The 16641-nt window shown below is 71.4% G+C and carries 15 protein-coding genes; 4 read left to right on the top strand and 11 right to left on the bottom strand.

What is annotated here, in order from left to right:
- Positions 1 to 11: 11 nt before the first annotated feature.
- The 9 genes from ABTX78_RS29275 to ABTX78_RS29235 form a co-directional block, all read right to left on the bottom strand.
- Positions 12 to 1346, bottom strand: a complete 1335-nt coding sequence (locus ABTX78_RS29275) for a M20/M25/M40 family metallo-hydrolase (RefSeq protein WP_352209784.1) — start codon at positions 1344 to 1346, stop codon at positions 12 to 14.
- On the bottom strand, positions 1339 to 2172 hold the full coding sequence (locus ABTX78_RS29270; RefSeq protein ID WP_352209783.1) for a M55 family metallopeptidase: 834 nt from the start codon (positions 2170 to 2172) through the stop codon (positions 1339 to 1341). The genes ABTX78_RS29275 and ABTX78_RS29270 overlap by 8 nt, the downstream gene beginning before the upstream one ends.
- A gap of 111 nt (positions 2173 to 2283) precedes the next feature.
- Positions 2284 to 3045, bottom strand: a complete 762-nt coding sequence (locus tag ABTX78_RS29265) for a PIG-L deacetylase family protein (RefSeq protein WP_502994003.1) — start codon at positions 3043 to 3045, stop codon at positions 2284 to 2286.
- A gap of 126 nt (positions 3046 to 3171) precedes the next feature.
- Positions 3172 to 3798 (bottom strand): DUF1796 family putative cysteine peptidase, encoded by a 627-nt coding sequence (locus ABTX78_RS29260; RefSeq protein ID WP_352209781.1) that lies wholly within the window; start codon positions 3796 to 3798, stop codon positions 3172 to 3174.
- Positions 3799 to 3826: 28 nt separating this feature from the next.
- Positions 3827 to 4978, bottom strand: coding sequence for a class I SAM-dependent methyltransferase (locus ABTX78_RS29255; RefSeq protein WP_352209780.1), 1152 nt, complete (start codon positions 4976 to 4978; stop codon positions 3827 to 3829).
- Positions 4979 to 5161: 183 nt separating this feature from the next.
- Positions 5162 to 5914, bottom strand: coding sequence for a class I SAM-dependent methyltransferase (locus tag ABTX78_RS29250; protein ID WP_352209779.1), 753 nt, complete (start codon positions 5912 to 5914; stop codon positions 5162 to 5164).
- A gap of 222 nt (positions 5915 to 6136) precedes the next feature.
- The gene (locus ABTX78_RS29245) at positions 6137 to 8560 is read right to left on the bottom strand and encodes an ATP-binding SpoIIE family protein phosphatase (RefSeq protein ID WP_352209778.1); all 2424 of its coding nucleotides are present in this window, start codon (positions 8558 to 8560) and stop codon (positions 6137 to 6139) included.
- Between the two features lie 123 nt (positions 8561 to 8683).
- Complete coding sequence (locus ABTX78_RS29240) at positions 8684 to 11074, bottom strand: MFS transporter (RefSeq protein WP_352209777.1); 2391 nt, start codon at positions 11072 to 11074, stop codon at positions 8684 to 8686.
- 235 nt (positions 11075 to 11309) lie between these two features.
- The gene (locus tag ABTX78_RS29235) at positions 11310 to 11753 is read right to left on the bottom strand and encodes an SRPBCC family protein (RefSeq protein ID WP_352209776.1); all 444 of its coding nucleotides are present in this window, start codon (positions 11751 to 11753) and stop codon (positions 11310 to 11312) included.
- Positions 11754 to 11925: 172 nt separating this feature from the next.
- Here ABTX78_RS29235 and ABTX78_RS29230 point away from each other — a divergent pair, with 172 nt between their 5' ends.
- The 3 genes from ABTX78_RS29230 (at position 11926) to ABTX78_RS29220 (ending at position 14005) form a co-directional block, all read left to right on the top strand.
- Positions 11926 to 12960: an Rv2578c family radical SAM protein gene (locus ABTX78_RS29230; RefSeq protein WP_352209775.1), complete on the top strand. Its 1035-nt coding sequence runs from the start codon at positions 11926 to 11928 to the stop codon at positions 12958 to 12960.
- A gap of 100 nt (positions 12961 to 13060) precedes the next feature.
- Positions 13061 to 13468, top strand: a complete 408-nt coding sequence (locus tag ABTX78_RS29225) for a RidA family protein (RefSeq protein WP_352209774.1) — start codon at positions 13061 to 13063, stop codon at positions 13466 to 13468.
- A 24-nt stretch (positions 13469 to 13492) separates the two neighbouring features.
- Entirely contained in the window at positions 13493 to 14005 is a 513-nt protein-coding gene (locus ABTX78_RS29220; protein WP_352209773.1) for a GNAT family N-acetyltransferase, read from the top strand.
- On the opposite strand, the gene ABTX78_RS29215 is transcribed toward ABTX78_RS29220, so the two are convergent.
- Both ABTX78_RS29215 and ABTX78_RS29210 read right to left on the bottom strand, forming a co-directional pair.
- The gene (locus tag ABTX78_RS29215) at positions 13990 to 14508 is read right to left on the bottom strand and encodes a hypothetical protein (protein WP_352209772.1); all 519 of its coding nucleotides are present in this window, start codon (positions 14506 to 14508) and stop codon (positions 13990 to 13992) included. The genes ABTX78_RS29220 and ABTX78_RS29215 overlap by 16 nt on opposite strands.
- Positions 14505 to 15659, bottom strand: coding sequence for a helix-turn-helix domain-containing protein (locus ABTX78_RS29210; RefSeq protein ID WP_352209771.1), 1155 nt, complete (start codon positions 15657 to 15659; stop codon positions 14505 to 14507). Before ABTX78_RS29210 ends, ABTX78_RS29215 begins: the two co-directional genes overlap by 4 nt.
- Positions 15660 to 15838: 179 nt before the next feature.
- On the opposite strand from ABTX78_RS29210, the gene ABTX78_RS29205 reads away from it, so the two are divergent.
- Entirely contained in the window at positions 15839 to 16432 is a 594-nt protein-coding gene (locus ABTX78_RS29205) for a hypothetical protein (protein WP_352209770.1), read from the top strand.
- Positions 16433 to 16641 lie beyond the last annotated feature (209 nt).

Raw genomic sequence — 16641 nt, 5'->3', positions numbered from 1 at the left:
TCCCACTCCCCCTATGCGGACCGCAGATAGTGGTCGAGCACCCGCACCCCGAAGTGGAGTGCCTCCACCGGGACCCGCTCGTCGACACCGTGGAACATCGCCGCGTAGTCGTAGCCCTGGGGCAGCTTCAGCGGCGAGAAGCCGTAGCCCGTGATCCCGAGCCGGGAGAACTGCTTGGCGTCGGTGCCGCCGGGCATGCAGTAGGGCACGACATGGCCTTCGGGGTCGAACCGTTCGACGGCTGCGCGCAGTTGGGCGAAGGTCGGGGAGTCGACGGGTGCCTGGAGGGGCACCTCGCGATGGTGGAACTCCCAGTCCACGTCCGGTCCCGTCAGCCGGTCCATGGTCTCGCGGAACTCGTCCTCGCCGCCGGGCACCATGCGTCCGTCGATGAACGCCGTGGCATGGCCGGGGATCACATTGATCTTGTAACCGGCGTCCAGCATGGTCGGATTGGCGCTGTTGCGCACGGTCGGCTCGACGAGCGCCGCGGCCGTGCCGAGCTTCAGCATCAGTGCGTCCGCGTCGAAGTCGTCGGCTTCCACGTCGGCGTCGAGACCCTGGAGGGCGGCGAGCTCGGCGAGAGCGGCGCGCACCGTCGGGGTGAGCCGCAGCGGCCACCGGTGGTCCCCGATCCTGGCCACGGCGGCTGCGAGGCGGCTGACGGCGTTGGTCCGGTTGACCTTGGAGCCGTGGCCGGCCCGGCCGTGGGCGGTGAGCTTGAGCCAGGCGGTGCCCCGCTCCCCCGCGGCGATGGGGTAGAGCGTCATCCCGGGACCGGCGTGGAAGCTGAACGCCCCGGACTCGCTGATCCCTTCCGTGCACCCCTCGAAGAGACCGGGGTGCTCGTCGGCGAGGAAGCCGGAGCCGTCGGCAGCACTGGCCTCCTCGTCGGCGGTGTAGGCGATGACGATGTCCCGCCGGGGCCTGACGCCCGCGCGGGCCCAGGCCCGGACGACCGCCAGGATCATGGCGTCCATGTTCTTCATGTCGACGGCGCCGCGGCCCCAGACGACGCCGTCGCGGATCTCGCCGGAGAAGGGGTGCACCGTCCAGTCGTCGGGCTCGGCGGGCACCACGTCCAGATGACCGTGGACCAGCAGGGCGTCGGCCGACGGATCGGTGCCCGCGATACGCGCGACGACATTGGTGCGCCCAGGGGTGCGCTCCAGCAGGGTCGGCTCGATTCCGGCGTCGGCGAGCCGCCGCGCCACGTACTCCGCGGCGGGCCGCTCGACGCAGTCCCCGCCCCCGCGGTTGGTCGTGTCGATCCGGATGAGCTCGGAGGTGAAGGTCACCACCTCGTCGAGCGCCCGGTCGTCAATGGGCCCTGTCACGTCAGCCATACTGCTCCTCCATCGCCGCCGAGACGATCGTCGTGACCGCTTTGAAGGTGCGGATGCCCTCGTACATGGTCTCGCTGCTGTAGGTGACGCGCCGCTCCCCGCTCTCCGCGACCCCGGGCACGACGGTGGCGGCGGCGGCGAGATGGTCCGCGTCGAATTCCAGCTCCATAGCGAACGGCCCGCCGCGCACCGGTTCGTGACGCACGGCGAGCGCGGTCGCCTCCTTGGCCGCGGCACGGATGTCGGCCGCGGTACGGGCCGGGGTGCGGCACACCGCCGCGTACCGCGAGACATGGTCCTTCACCGCGACCGTGCGCGCAGCGGGCGCGTATCCCCCGGCGTCCAGGCAGGTCAGGTCGTCCCCGGTGACAAGGACGACCGGCACGCCGTACTCCGCGACCACATGCGCGTTCAGCAGGCCCTCGCTCGCCCGGGTGCCGTCCAGCCAGACGCCGGTGATCGAGTTGGCCAGGTAGGTGTGCGCGAGCACGCCCTGGGTGCCGGCGCCCGTGTGATAGCCGACGAAGGCGATGCCGTCCACGTCGCCGTGCTGCACGCCCTCGACCATGGACAGGGACTTGTGCTTCCCGGTGAGCATCTGCACGCGCTCGTCCAGTTGCTCCAGCAGCAGATTGCGCATGGTCCAGTGCGCTTCGTTGATGAGCACCTCATCGGCGCCGCCGTCGAAGAAGCCGAGGGCCGCGGCGTTCACATCGGAGGTGAACAGGGCCCGGCAGCGCTCCCACTGGGGAGTGCCCGGCAGCACGTCGGCTGGCCAGGTGACACCGGTGGCGCCCTCCATGTCGGCGCTGATGAGGATCTTCATGCCACGAAACCGTACGCGTCGCCCGGCACGTCGACCAGCCCTGTGGATAACCGCCTCTGGGGTGGACCACTGGCGTCACCCGTTCCGGTCAACGCGCGCCGTCCTCCGACGTCAGGACCCTGCGTCCGGAGGTGTCCCCGGCTCCAGGGACCAGACCAGCTCGGCGCTCAGCGGTCCCGTGCGGGCGAGGAATCCGCCGTGGTCAGCGGCGAGCAGGGCGTGCTGCGAGCCGTGACACAGCACGGCCGCCCGCTTGCGTGCCCACTGGTCGTCGTCGAGGCGCAGATCGTGTCGGACCGTGGTGCGGTGGCCGTCCAGCAGCTCCCGGTACGCCGGGCCGTAGGTGGTGTCCGCCGCGAGGGCCGCGCCGGCCCCGTCGGTTCCCCACTCGGGCAGATGACCGGTGTAGGGGAGGTCGGCGTACACCCAGGGCAGGGGCGCGCGGAGGCCGGCGAGGAACGTCAGGGCCCGGTGCCGCACCTTCCCGTGGTCGGGCTGGTTCGTGCCGAGCGGGACGAGGAGGGGGACGTCCGGCGCGAGGGTCTCCAGGAAGGCGTCCAGGCCGGGGAGTTCGGCGCTGCCGGCATAGGGGCCGTCGGGGTGGTCGAGCACCACCTGCTCGGCACCGAGCAGGTCGCACGCCGCCGCGTCCTCGGCCCGGCGGCAGCGAAAAGCCTCGGCCGCGGAGGAGAAGCCGCAGGCGCTGTCCCACCAGGACGTGGGAGCGTCCGCGGGCGGGGCGCCGCCGTACACGGTGACGATCGCGGTCGGGCCGGGCAGCAGGGGCAGCAGCCCGCCCAGGGAGAGGGCGGCGTCGTCGAAGTGCGGCGAGAGGACGACCGTGCGCCATACGGAGTGTGCGGACACAGACAGGCTCCTCGCGGGGGTGGGACGGACGGGAGGGAGGGGTGGGGTCGGCCGGCGCCGGCACCCGGGGAGCCGCGGTCGCGCCCGTGCGTTCAGGGATCAGCCGTGACCGGACCCCGGGGATTCAAGGGATCAGCCGGAGCCGGACCACAGGGAGTGCGGGTCGAGCCGGGCGAACGCGGCGTCCCAGGCGTCGTCGTCGCCCTCCCAGCGTCCGGGCCGGGCCGCGACGGTGTCCCAGGAGGTGCCCGGCGGCAGCGCGGCGGCGTCCGGCGGAGGCGTTCGGCGCAGCCACAGCAGCGCGAACCGGTGGCCGGGACTGCGGGCGGACAGCAGTGCTCCGAGCCGTCGGAGATCGGCGGCGGTGAGTTCGTCGAAGGCGTCGTGGTGCACATAGAGCACCCGGGCGTCGGAGGCGGTCAGCTCCCGCCACCGTGCGGCCAGGTGCTCGAACTTGGCCTTCACGGCCGGGAACTGCCGCGCGATGTCGTCCGCGGTCAGCGGTTGTCCCTCCGCGGCCCGGAACTCGTGGAAGAACCGGATGTCGGACCCCCGGTCGAGTGCGCAGGCACCGTCGCTGAACGGCTCGGTCAGTCCGGGCCGCAGCACATTGCGGAAGTCGGCTTCGACGGCTTCGAGCACGGACTCGAACTCCAGGTCCAGCCAGTCGAAGAAGTGCGCGCGGTCGCTGCCGGTGATGCGCCGGATCTGGTAGGTCGACTCGCAGTGGTAACCGAGCCCGACATAGACGTCGTACACAGGATCCCTCCGGGTCGCGACAGCGATGTCAGCCGGCGGTCCGGCGCAGCAGGACTCCGACGCTGCCGCGTTTGCTCAGATAGGCGCGGCCGCCGCACACCGACTCCACGGCGGGGAAGACCAGTTGGGTCTCGTCGACCTGTTCCCAGCACGTCGAGGCCGCGAGCCAGGGACGCAGCCGTGTGGCGAGGGCCTCCGGTTCCAGGGCGACGAAGACCAGATCGGCCGGAAGCGTGTCCAGGAGGCCGAGATCCTGGCCGTAGTAGAGCATCTCGATCAGCAGGTACGCGGCGCCCGGAAGGCGTCGTTCGGCGGCGAGCGCCTCGAGGCCGTCGGGGTGCACACGGGCTTCACCGGCGACACGTTCGGCGAGCCGGGCACGGAACAGCGCGTTGGGCTCGGTGGCCTCGACGTCGAAACCCTTGCCGGTGAGCCTGGTGGTGAGCGCCCCCTCGCAGGCGCCGACCTCGATCAGCGGCCCGTCGTCGAGGGTGCACCAGCCGGCGATCCACGAGGTCGTGGCGTCGAGTCGTTCCTGCTCGTAGGCGGAGGTGGCGAACTCCCACGGGTCGACGACCGAGGCCGCGTCGTCCCCGAGGCTCGCGAGAAGGGCGAACAGCCGCTCGCGCTCGTCGGCACCGGCGGTGAAGAAGCGTTCGGTCGCCGGGATGCGGGCCGTGTCGATCCGGTGCTGGGCGGAATCGGTCCGCAGCAGATGACCGCAATGACGGTTCACGAAGCGGAGTTTGGCGGTGACGAGGTCGCGGTCGAGGGGACGGTCGACGTCGCTGACGACCTGGAGATAGGGCGAGTGGCCCACCGCGTGGAGGACGGGCAGGTCCCCGGCCGCGGCGGCGGCGTCCCTCCCGAGCAGGCCGCGGCTGCCCCGGTTGTCGGCGGGCGAGTGTGTCCAGACGCGGGCCGGCCGGCCCGCCGCGGCCTTGCCGATGGCTTCGGCGAGCGGTCCCGGTCCGGGCGACGCCGCGGCTTCGTCCACCGGCCGTTCCCGCCGGGCCAGTGCGGCGAGCCGGTCGGCCCGGTCGCTTCCGGCGGGCAGCACAACCGATTCCGCGGTGCCGCTGCACAGGACGTGGATCTCGTGGGCCTCGGGATCGGTGAGTACGGAGAGGAAGTCGAGAACCGCGTCCTCGGCCCTCAGCACCACCACGATGTCGATCAACAGCCCGGTCCCATCAGCAGCTCGGCAGGAGCGGACCCGTGACCGGGTGAGCGGTGCCGGGTCCACAGCGCACCCTAACCACAGTTCACCGTCGTGGTCCAGACCAATTTCCGGCGACGGGAGCAACCGACAGTTCGTCATACGACCTGCCGGTAAAGAAGAAGGGAACCCGTGGGGCGCGGCTCAGCGACGGCCGAGAACCAGCCACTTCGAGGGCAGCTCGATCCGCGAACCGTCCTTCTGGTACTCGGTCGTCGTCAGCGGAAGGCTCCCGCTCGCGAACACCGTGAGTCCCGCCGTACGGAAGTACTCGACCAGGTCCGCGTCCGACATCGCGCCGGGCACGATGCCGTGCCGGAACACCGGCACGAGCTTGGGCGGCGGCCCGGACGCCGCCTGGGCCAGCAGGGCCAGCTGCTGTCCCGCGGCCTCCGCCGGCTCCACCACGAACGCCCGGCCCCGCGCACCGACCAGGGTCGCGATCGTCTCGGCGAGGACCTGGCGGTCCTGCGGGTCGCTCTGGTGGAGCACCCCGCGCATATAGACGTTGCAGTCGCCGAGCTCCTCCCGCAGTGCGGCCACCTGCTCGGTGTCGACGGCGTCGAGCTGCCGGAACCGCATCTCGCCGGAAGGTGCGTCGCCGCCGCCCGCGGCCGGGGACTTCTCCTGCTGCGCGGCGAGCTCGACGGCGGCGGCCGAGAGATCCGCGCCCATCACCTTCGGGAAGCGGTCGGCGAGGAAGCGGGTCTGGGTGCCGTTGCCGCAGCCGAGGTCCAGCAGGGTCAGTCCGGGGTGGTCCACATGCGGCTCGTACAGCGCCAGGTGCAGTCCCGCGGTGAGCGCCGGTTCGGCGTCCCAGAATACCGAACCCGGTTCACCGGAGGCCTCGCCCCAGAAGCCGTCCCAGGCGTCCTTGTACCGACTCGTCACGCTCATGACCAGCTCCCCAGGGTGTGACACCACGTCAAGATCGGTCTACCGCACCGGTGTTACGGCGACAAGCATCGTGCGCATACCTCCACGTCGCGTTCGACGGCGTGAGGGTCGGGCCACGAGAGCCTCGTCGACGCAGGAACGGGTCTGCATTGCGCGTGGCCCGCTTGCACCGACGCAGACCCGCCCTCCGCGTGCCCACTCGTACGGACACGGACGCGCCCCCTACGGGTGGCCCGTTCGCGCCGCCACTGTGCGGGGCAGAGCCAGCTCGAACCAGACGGTCTTGCCGCCGGCCGTACGGCTGGTCCCCCACTCACTTGACAGCGCGCTCACCACCCGCAGTCCGCGCCCGCCTTCGTCGTCCCCCGAGGTGTCGAGCAGCGTCGGCAGGGTGTGGTCGTCGTCCGCCACTTCGCACAGCAGCGACTCGGCTCTGACCAGCCGCAGTTCCGCACGTCGCCCGGCCGCGTGCCGGATCGCGTTGGTCACGACCTCGCCGACCAGGAGCTCCACGGTCTCCGTGACCGGGGTGATCCCCCAGGCTGCCAGCTGTCCACGGACCAGTCGGCGCGCCCGCGCCGCCTCCCGCGGCTCCAGCGACAGTTCCCAGGTGGCGACCGATTCGGGGGCGATGCCGTTGAGCCGCGCCATCAGCAGCGCGACGTCGTCCTTGCGCCCACCACGGGTGTTGAGCGACCGGATGATGGTGTCGCAGGCGTCGTCCATCGAAGCGGCCGGGTGAGCCGCCGACTCGCACAGCGTCGCGAGACCTACGCCGATGTCCTCTCCCCGCACCTCCACCAGCCCGTCGGTGCACATCACGAGACGGTCCCCGGGGGCCACGGGCACCCGGACGCTCCGGAAGGGCACTCCGCCGACGCCGATCGGGGCCCCGGTGGGCAGGTCGAGCAGTTCGCTGCGCCCGTCGGCCGCGCGGACGATGACCGGCGGCACATGCCCGGCGTTCGCCATCAGCAGCTCGTGCCGGATCGGGTCGTAGACCGCGTACAGACAGGTGGCGAGATAGTGCTCGCCGAGGCGCCGGGCTAGGTCGTCGAGGTTGCGCAGCAGCTGCTCGGGGGGCAGGTCGAGCGCGGCCATCGTCTGTACGGCGGTGCGCAACTGACCCATCATCGCGGCTGAGTTGAGCCCGTGTCCCATGACGTCGCCCACCACCAGGGCGGTCCGTGAACCCGGCAGCTTCACGGAGTCGAACCAGTCGCCGCCGACCCGGCCCAGCAGGGTGCCGGGGAGATAGCGGGTGGCCGTGTCGCACCCAGCCATCCGCGGGGTGACCTGCGGCAGCATCGAGTCCTGGAGCGTCTCGGCGACGCTCTCCTGATAGGTGTACATCCGGGCGTTGTCGAGGACGAGCCCGGCGCGGGCGGCCAGTTCGGCCCCGGTCACCCGGTCCATGTCGTTGAACAGGGCGCGCTCCGCGTGGCGCAACAGGATCATGAAGCCCAGAACGACGTTGCGTGCCTTCAGCGGCACGACGAGCATGGAGCGGCCGTTGATCAGCGGCCGGATGTCGCGCTTCTCGAACTGCGAGGCGATGGCGGTGCCCATCTGCTCGCTGATCCTCGGCACCAGCACCGGATCACCGGTGGTCATGCACTGGAAGAACGGGGTGTGCTCGGGGAACGGCATCGATTCGCCGACCGGTACGACATCGTCCCAGCGACCCGGTTCGTCGACGTGCTCAAGGGCGACCCGGTGCCACAGGGTGGTCGCGTCCGGCGGCCCGTCCGGGAAGCCCTCGCCCGCGATGACCTGCTCGCGCAAATAGGTGCCCGCGACATCGGTGAAGCGCGGTACGACGGCCGCGCTGACCTCCTGGATGGTGCGGGAGAGGTCGAGGGAGGATCCGATGCGCCCGCTCACCTCGTTGAGGAATTCGAGGCGTTCGCGTACCGCGGCGAATTCGAGGTCCTGCTGCGGGTCACCGGCGTCCGGGTGCCGACCCGCGGCGACGGCCTCGGCCGCCCGCTGCCGTGCCCTGCGTTCGGCGCGCCGCGGCACACCCCAGTCGGGCGTCACCGGCACCCGGTCGTGGTGGCTGAACTCCAGTACCGGATAGCCGAGGTCGAGGATCTGGGAGACGATCCGTGTCGACTCCCGCACGCTCATGCTCGGCAGGATCTCGGGGAGTCTGCGTGCCAGTTCGTCCGAGCCGGAGAACTCGGTGTGCAGGGCGAAGCCGGGCGCGATGCGCTCGACACTCTCGTCCTCCGCGCCGAACAGGAGCGCGTCCGCGGCCAGTACGAGAAGTCGCTCGGTGCCTGGTCCGACCATGGGATACGCCCACCAGAGCACGTCGATGCGTTCGCTGCCGGGTTCGGAGAGCCGGGCCCTGCCCGCCGCCGGGTAGGAGGTGCGGCCGTTCAGCGAGGCGTCGAGGCCCGTGCCGAGGCCGCCGTAACCGTCGTATCCCTCGTACTCGCCGTCGGCCGCCAGCGCCCCGGTGACCGGGAGCAGTTCGGTGGCGGGCCGGCCGACGGCCTCCTGGCGGGAGTGGCCGAAGAGCCGGCGGGCTCCGGTCGACCAGTGGGAGACCAGGCCGTCGCCGTCCACGACGACCACGGCGAGCGGAATCCGGCCGGCCACGGCGAACGGCCCGGGCGGTGTCGGAACACCACTGTCCATGGCTGGGAGGCTCCTTCCCCGCCGCCGGAAACCGCGGCCTCGGCACCACGGTACGGCGGCGGCGACACCGTGTGCGGCGCAACCGCGGAAGAGGTGGTGCGCCCGCGCGAAACTGACAAATAGTCAGTCCTCGTGTCCCAACTGGAGATCGCGTTCGGTGCGCCCTCCGCCCGCGACCTGCAGCACTGTGGCGACCGGCGGATAGCCCGCCGCGATCACCGTGTACTCACCCGAGGAGAGGTCGACGAAGCGGAAGGTGCCGTCGGGGCCCGTGGTGAGGGTGTCGACCACATTGCCCGCCGCGTCGAGGAGCGTCACGCGGGCCTCCTCCACGGGGCGCCCGCCGCCGGCTCTCACCGTGCCGCGCAGCACCGCGCCGCCGGCCAGTTCGATGTCCTGCCGGGTCTCCCGCGAGGCCTGCACGCTCACCGGGAGCGCGGCGGGGCGGAAGGCGGGGGCGCTCGCGGCGAGCGTGTACTCCCCCGCCACCAGTTCCGTCATCACATACCCGCCCTCGCGCCCGCTGCGGGTGGTGGCCACGACATCGCCGCGGACATCGGTGAGGGTGACCGTCGCCTCCCGTACGGGCAGGCCGTCGGCGGTGGTCACCGTCCCGGCGAGTCGTCCGGCGCCGCCGAGGACCACGTCCAGTTCGACGGGGCGTTCGCCGACGGTGACGGTGACCGCCTGCGGCTGGTGCCCGCCGGCGGCGGCGATCATCACATAGGAGCCGGAGCCCGGCACGCTCAGCGCGTACCGCCCGTCCTCGCCACTGGCGCCCCGGCCGATCTGCTGCCCCTGGACGTCGATGAGGGTGAGGGCGGCGCGCGGCACGGTGGTGCCGTCGTGGTGCTGGACGGTCCCGCAGACGGGGACGCCGAAGGAGTGCGCGGGCGCACTGCGGGCGGGGGGCACCGCAGCGGTCTCGGCGGCGGAGGCGTTGTGGGACACCAGCGGTTTCTCCTTGAGGAAGAAGGCGATGAACAGGCCGAGCACGAGCACCGGCACGAGATAGAGGAAGATCCGCGGCATGGCGTCGGCGTACGCCTGGATGTAGCCGTCGCGCATCGCCGGCGGCATGGCGTGCACGAGCTGCGGGGTGATCGACTCCGGGTCCGGCAGGCCCGCGCCCCGCGGGAGGCGGTCGGCGAGCGAGTCGGTGAGCCGGTCGGCGAAGAGGGTGCCGAAGACGGCCGCGCCGACGCTGCCGCCGATCTGGCGGAAGTAGTTGTTGGCGCTGGTGGCGGTGCCGAGGTCGGCGGGCGGTACGGCGTTCTGCACGGCGAGGATCAGCACCGGCATCACCAGTCCGATACCGACGCCGAGCACCGCCTGCCAGACGCTGTACTCCAGCCGGGACGTGTCGGTCTCCAGGCGCGAGAGCAGCCACATACCGGCGACCGAGACCGCGCTGCCGAGCACCGGGTACACCTTGTAGCGGCCGGTGCGGCTGATGAGCTGGCCGGAGATGATGGAGGCGACGACGATGCCGCCCATCATCGGGAGCATCAGCAGGCCCGACTCGGTGGCGCTGGCCCCGTCGACCATCTGGAGGAAGGTCGGCAGATAGCTCGCGGCGCCGAAGAGTGCCACGCCGACGACGGCGCCGACGAGGCTCGTGATGTTGAAGACCGAGTCGCGGAACAGCCGCAGCGGGATGATCGGTTCGGGGGCGAAGGACTCGACGACGAGGAAGAGAACGGCCGTTCCGGCGGCGCCGGCCGCCAGGCCGAGGATGACGCGCGAGTCCCAGGCGTACTCCGTGCCACCCCAACTGGTCAGCAGGACCAGGCAGGTCGAGGCGGCGGCGAGGAAGAACGCGCCCAGCACATCGAGCCGTCCTCGTGCGACGGGCTTCGGGAGCTTCAGTACGGCGGTCACCACGATGAGCGTGAGCACACCGAAGGGGACGTTGAAGTAGAAGCACCAGCGCCACGAGACATGGTCGGTGAAGAACCCGCCGAGGAGGGGTCCGGCCACGGAGGCGAGACCGAAGGCGGCTCCGATGAGGCCCATGAACCGGCCGCGGTCCCGGGCCGGGACGATGTCGGCGATGATCGCCTGGACGCCGATCATCAGTCCGCCGGCGCCGATGCCCTGGATGGCGCGAAAGGCGATGAGCTGATCCATGCTGCGGGACCATCCGGCCAGCGCCGAGCCGATGATGAAGACGACGATGGCGAACTGGAAGACGCCCTTGCGTCCGAAGAGATCGCCGAGCTTGCCGTAGATGGGCAGGCCCACCGTGGAGGTGAGCAGATAGGCGGTGATCGCCCAGGGCATCCGGTCCAGCCCCTGGAGCTCACCGACGATCTTCGGCAGCGCCGTCGCGACGATCATCTGCTCCAGCGCGGCGAGGAGCAGCGCGAGCATCAGGCCGCAGAAGACGAGGCGTACGCGCCGGGGGCTGAGCGGTTCGGGCGCCGCGGCCGCGGCGGCCGGGGGTGCGGGATCCGAGGGACCGCCGGCGACCGGTGCGGCCTGCTCGTCCTTCACCAGAGTGATGCCGCCCACGTATCTGCTCCCCTCGTCACGCCCTGCGCGGCGTCATTCTTCGCATTACACGCCAAGAGGGAGCAAGCGGGGCGGTGTTCGGGGAAGCGGCGCGCCGGGGCGCCAACTGCCCTTCGGGGGGCGCGCGTCGGGCGCTCATCAGGGGCTTTCCCGCGGCTCGTGGCGCCGGGAGCGCATCACGAGACCGCGGGGAAAACCACTCGAAACGGTGAGTGTTACGGCGGCTGGGGCCGGCCTACTTCTCGACCTCGTGCGCGAGCTTGTCGAGCTCGGCGTCGTAGATGCGGGCCAGCCCCTTGGGGGCGAAGGTCCGCTCGAAGAATCCGCCGATGCCGCCGGCGCCGTCCCAGACGCTGGTGACGACGACCTTGGACCTGCCCTCCCCGGCGGGGGTGACGATCCAGGTGGTGACCATGGAGGAGTTGCGGTCCTTCTCGACCAGCTGCCCGTCGGTGGGCTCGGTCACCTCGAGGAGGCAGTCGCGGACGCGCTTGCTCGTGGCCTGGAGCTTCCAGTGCACGAGGGTGCCCTCGCCGTCCCCGCCCTCCCGGACCTCGTACTCGCTGAAGTGCTCGGGCAGCAGCTTCGCGCGGGTGTTCTCGTAGTCGGCCAGGGCATCGAACACCTTCTCCGCGTCCGCCGAGATGATTCGTTCCGTGGTGGCCTCGACCTGCGCCATCGCTGTTCCTCCAGCACTCGGTTGTTCGGGGTGGCGCTAGCCAACCACCTCGGGTGCGGGCACCCAAATCCGCGGCGTCGGCGCCGTCGGACCACACGGCTTCACGCAGGGGTTGCGGTGATCAAGGGAACACGTGTTCTATTCTGGGGTCAGTGCTACCGAGGAGGCGACCATGCGCTGGGACAATCTGGTCGAGAACCCCGCAACGGCCGGGGAGACCGCGCTGTTCGGTACGTCCGCAGTGACCACCAGGACGTTCGACACGCCGGAGTTCCGGGGGATCACCTTCCACGAGGTCCGCGCGCGTTCGATTCTGAACCGGGTGCCCGGAGCCTCCCGCATGCCGTTCGAGTGGACGGTGAACCCATACCGCGGCTGCTCGCACGCCTGCGTGTACTGCTTCGCCCGCAAGACGCACAGCTATCTCGATCTCGACACCGGGCTCGGCTTCGACTCCCAGATCGTGGTGAAGATCAACGCGCCCGATCTCCTCCGACGACAGCTCGCGTCCCGCCAGTGGGAGGGCGCGCATGTCGCGATGGGCACGAACGTCGACTGCTATCAGCGGGCGGAGGGGCGCTACCGCCTGATGCCGGGCATCATCTCGGCGCTGCGGGACCGGGCGAACCCCTTCTCGATCCTCACCAAGGGGACGCTGATCCTGCGCGACCTGGATCTGCTGGTACAGACGGCGGAGGTGACCGACGTCGGGATATCCGTGTCGGTGGGCTTCATCGACGAGACACTGTGGCGCACGGTGGAACCGGGCACACCGGCACCGGAGCGCCGCCTCGACGTCGTCCGCACCCTCACCGACCACGGCATCGGCTGCGGGGTGCTGATGGCACCCGTCATCCCCTTCCTCGGCGACCGCCCGGACCAGCTGCGCGCGACGGTGAAGGCGATCGCCGCCTCGGGAGCCACCTCGGTGACGCCGCTCGTGCTGCATCTGCGGCCCGGCGCGCGTGAGTGGTTCATGGCCTGGGTGGCCGAGCACCACCCCCATCTCGTACGGCGCTACGAGCGGCTGTACGCGGAGGGGGCATACGCACCCAAGTGGTACCAGCGGCGGATCACCCGCCATGTCCACGAACTGGCGGCCGAGTTCGGGATCGGACCGGCGGACCGTGGGATGCCCCGGCGGATCCGTACGCCGGAGGCCGCGGTCGAGGAGGCGGTCGCGCCGACGCAGCTGACCCTGCTCTGAGTGCGCGCGCCGGGCGGGCGAGGGAGCCGCGGGGCCGGTGGGCGAGCGGGCGCGGGGCCGTCCGGTCCGGATTGTCAGTGGCGTACGCAAGGATGTACGCATGACTGCACAGCTCACCCATGTGAAAGCCCCTCACGGCGTGGCCCCCGGCACCGGCTACAGCCATGTCGTCTGGGGCACCGGCCGGTTCGTCGCGATATCCGGGCAGTGCGCCTTCGACGAGGACGGCAGGATCGTGGGCGAGGGCGATCCCGCGGCACAGGCGCGGCAGGTGTTCGAGAACATCCGCCGGTGTCTCGCCTCGGCGGGTGCGACGTTCGCGGACGTCGTGAAGCTGACGTATTTCGTGACCGATGTCGCGCAACTGCCGGCGGTGCGTGCCGCTCGGGACGAGGTGTTCGCCGGGCTGCACCTGCCGGCGAGTTCGGCAGTCCAGGTGGCTGCCCTGTTCCGTCCCGAACTGCTCGTGGAGATAGAGGCGTTCGCGCTGGTCGGGGAGGAGATCTGAGCTGTGGGGGTGCGGATCCGGGACATGACCGTCGATGACTGCGACGCCGTCGCCACCGTCCGGGTGCGCGGCTGGCAGGCCGCGTACGCGGGGCTGATGCCGCAGTCGTACCTCGACGCGATGAGTGTGGCCGAGGACGCGGAGAAGCGCCGCGGCTTCTTCGCCCGGAGCGCGGGCCGGGTGACGAACGTGGTCGCGGAGCGGGACGGCACCGTGGTCGGCTGGGGCTGCTTCGGGCCGAGCAGAGACGCGGGCACGACCGCCGACAGAAGTGAGTTGTACGCGATATACGTGCTGCCCGAGCAGGTCGCCACGGGGGTGGGGCGGCGGTTGATGGAGGAGCTGACGCGCCGGGCGTGGGAGGCCGGGTTCCGCGGGATGGAGTTGTGGGTGCTGAAGGAGAACGACCGCGCGCGGACGTTCTACGAGCGGGCGGGTTTCACTCCTGACGGCGCGGAGGAACTTTTCGACGTGGACGGTGTACCGGTACCGGAGGTCCGCTACACGCGGCCTCTCAGCGGTCAGCTCCTGTCCTGACGGATGTTGACGGGTGCCGTCGACGGATGCGCGCCCGCCCTCGTCCCGGTCCCGGCCTGCGCGCCCGCATCCGACTCGACGCCCGCGTCTCGTTCCCCGCCCGCGTCCGTGCCCGCTTCCGTGCCGCCGTCCGCGTCCGTCTCGGAATCCGTCTCGCTCCCGGCCGGGATCCAGCGGCGGGAACCGGAGTCGTACTCGTGGACGGGTTTGCCCTGGTAGCCGCTCGTGCGGAAGGGGCGCCCGTGGTCGTCGATGCGCACGGTGCCGGAGCGGGCGCCGCTGCTCCACGCCAGCTCCAGGAACCAGTCGCAGTCACAGGTGACCGTGCGGCCGGTGACCAGCAGGATCTCCGGGTCCTTCGCCGACACCTTGTAAGGGAAGGAGAGTGCGGGGATCGCGTCTCCCGCGTCGTTGCCCGCCACGGAGCGGGCGACCGGGCGGGAGGCGTCGAGGTTCACGTCGAACAGCCGCGGAGTGATCGATCCCCCGCAGCCGGGGCTCATGCTGTAGGCGTCGACCGCAGCGGTGCACGCCGCGCGACCACCCGGACCTGGATGCCCTGGAGCACGACGGCCGTGTCGCTGCGGCCCTGCACCGTGATCCGTACGCCGGCGTCGCCCGCGTGCACCGCGCCCACGGACCGCGCCCACTGTTCGGCGTCGGCCTCGGCAGGCGGAGGGGGTACGGCGGAGGGGCCGCGCTTCACGAGATAGGTGTGGCCGCAGCCGTTCTGCCACACATGCTGATCCGTGGTCCAGGTGAAGGGCGTGCCGTTTCCCCGGGGTTGGGATCCGTCAGGCTCCCGGGTGGCCTTCGTCCGGGGTTCGGCGCTCTTCCCCTCCCCCGAGCCGTGCTCCCCTTCCGCCACCTTGGTGCCGGCCGCCTCGGGCGTGGTGAGCTCCTGGGGAGCGGAGCCGTCTCCCGGCGGCTGCGATGTGCCCGCGTCCTGGTCGCCCGGTTGCTGAGCCGTCGTGCGCTGCCGGTCCGCGGCGGAGAGCGGTGACCGGTCGAAGGCCATGAGCAGGACGAGCGCGAGGACGGACGCGACAAGGGCTGCGGCGTAGGCAGCGGGGCGACGCGGCAGACGCGAGCGGGCCCATGCGGGCACGGCTGCCGGTGCGGCCGCTCGCCGGGGCCGGCCTGCGGATACCCGGTCTGCGTGCGGGGGCCGGCCCGGCACGGGGACGCCGTCACTCTCGTCCTCGGCGGACGCGCCCGGAGCGGGGGCGCCCGGAGCGGGGGCGTCCGCTACCTCCGAGGTGTCCGAGGTGACCGACGTTCCCGGTGCTCCAGAGTTGCCCGAGGTGGCTCCAGAGTTGCCCGAGGTGGCCGTGGGGCCCGAAGTGCCGTGCGGGTCACCGGCGTCCGCCCGTACGCCGCCGTTCTCCATGCGCCGTCGGCGGTCGGCGTCCGCCCGTACCCACAGCCGGTGCAGCGCGATCAGGTCGTCACCGGCGCAGCCGCACAGCCGGGCCAGTCGTTCGATCGGCGCGAACTCCACCGGCACCGTGCTTCCCGAGCAGTAGCGGTGCAGAGTCGACGCGCTGACGCCCACCCGGCGTGCCAGCGCGCCGTAGCTGCGGCCCGACGCGTCCCGGATCTCGCGCAGCCGCTGCGCGAACGCCTCGGTCTCGGACTCTCTCGGTGTGCTCACGCCTTCCAACTCCCCCCGGCCGTCCCAGGACGGCGTTTCACCCCCGGTGAAGAGTCCCACGTCATCGGGGGTGGAATGGTTCCACGGTTCCGGACGTGCCTCAGGTGCTTGCCGCCACCTCACGAGCCGTCAAAGCTGGTGATCGCTCCACCAACCACGACCAACGGGGAAGTCCTTTCATGAACATGTTCCGCACCGCTGCCCTGACCACGGCGGCCGTCGGTCTGACGGTCGTCACGATCGGCGCGGCCACCGCCGCTCCCGTGACGCCCGCCTTCCTTTCCGCCTCCCAGCTGCCGGCCGCCTCCACCGCCTGGCACGCCGACCCGGTGAAGCCCGGCACGGGCGACGACTTCTGCACCCAGGGCGTCGCACCCGACGCGTCCAGTAGGCACCGGGAGTTCAGGACCGAGCTGGACACCGGGGCGCAGCAGACCATTACGGTCGCGGCCACCGAGGCCAAGGCGAAGGCGCTCGTCACCAAGCTCCGCGCGTCGGTCGAGAGCTGCCTCGACCGGATGAAGGAGCAGTACCCGACCAGCGAGGGCGAGGCCTTCCACCACGGCAGGGTCGGTGTGGAGGACGGTGCGAACGTCTACAGCATCGACACCCACGACACCGAGATCGGCTCCTCCGACATCGCGCTCTATTCGGTCGGCCGCGACGGCAAGGCCGTGACGGTGGTCCGCTGGAGCCAGCTGGGCGAACTGGACGGGGCGCCCCTGGACGGGTTCCGGAAGACCACCCGCACCGCGGTCGCCAAGCTCTACTGATCCTCGCGCGGCGCGGGCACGCCGTCCGGCGCGCATGAGCACGCCACAGACTGCCCGTCGGGTTCTACCGACCCCGACGGGCACATCGGGGGAGCCCGCGGGCTCCGGGCCCCGTGCCGGCGGGGGTCGACACCGTCGGCACGGGCGAGGAGGTAGCCGAGCGTGGCGCCCCGCCAGCCGGCGGAGCCGGGCGGGCAGGAACTTGGCGT

The organism is Streptomyces sp. NPDC096193, from assembly GCF_040302905.1.
GTDB lineage: Bacteria > Actinomycetota > Actinomycetes > Streptomycetales > Streptomycetaceae > Streptomyces.
This window is presented reverse-complemented; position numbering and strand designations above follow the sequence as displayed.

Excerpts from the sequence above, each read along its gene's own strand:
- ABTX78_RS29275 (WP_352209784.1), bottom strand. The coding sequence starts at position 1,346 with ATGGCTGACGTGACAGGGCCCATTGACGACCGGGCGCTCGACGAGGTG.
- ABTX78_RS29270 (WP_352209783.1), bottom strand. The coding sequence starts at position 2,172 with ATGAAGATCCTCATCAGCGCCGACATGGAGGGCGCCACCGGTGTCACC.
- ABTX78_RS29250 (WP_352209779.1), bottom strand. The coding sequence starts at position 5,914 with ATGAGCGTGACGAGTCGGTACAAGGACGCCTGGGACGGCTTCTGGGGC.
- ABTX78_RS29245 (WP_352209778.1), bottom strand. The coding sequence starts at position 8,560 with ATGGACAGTGGTGTTCCGACACCGCCCGGGCCGTTCGCCGTGGCCGGC.
- ABTX78_RS29235 (WP_352209776.1), bottom strand. The coding sequence starts at position 11,753 with ATGGCGCAGGTCGAGGCCACCACGGAACGAATCATCTCGGCGGACGCG.
- ABTX78_RS29230 (WP_352209775.1), top strand. The coding sequence starts at position 11,926 with ATGCGCTGGGACAATCTGGTCGAGAACCCCGCAACGGCCGGGGAGACC.
- ABTX78_RS29225 (WP_352209774.1), top strand. The coding sequence starts at position 13,061 with ATGACTGCACAGCTCACCCATGTGAAAGCCCCTCACGGCGTGGCCCCC.
- ABTX78_RS29220 (WP_352209773.1), top strand. The coding sequence starts at position 13,493 with ATGACCGTCGATGACTGCGACGCCGTCGCCACCGTCCGGGTGCGCGGC.
- ABTX78_RS29215 (WP_352209772.1), bottom strand. The coding sequence starts at position 14,508 with ATGAGCCCCGGCTGCGGGGGATCGATCACTCCGCGGCTGTTCGACGTG.
- ABTX78_RS29205 (WP_352209770.1), top strand. The coding sequence starts at position 15,839 with ATGAACATGTTCCGCACCGCTGCCCTGACCACGGCGGCCGTCGGTCTG.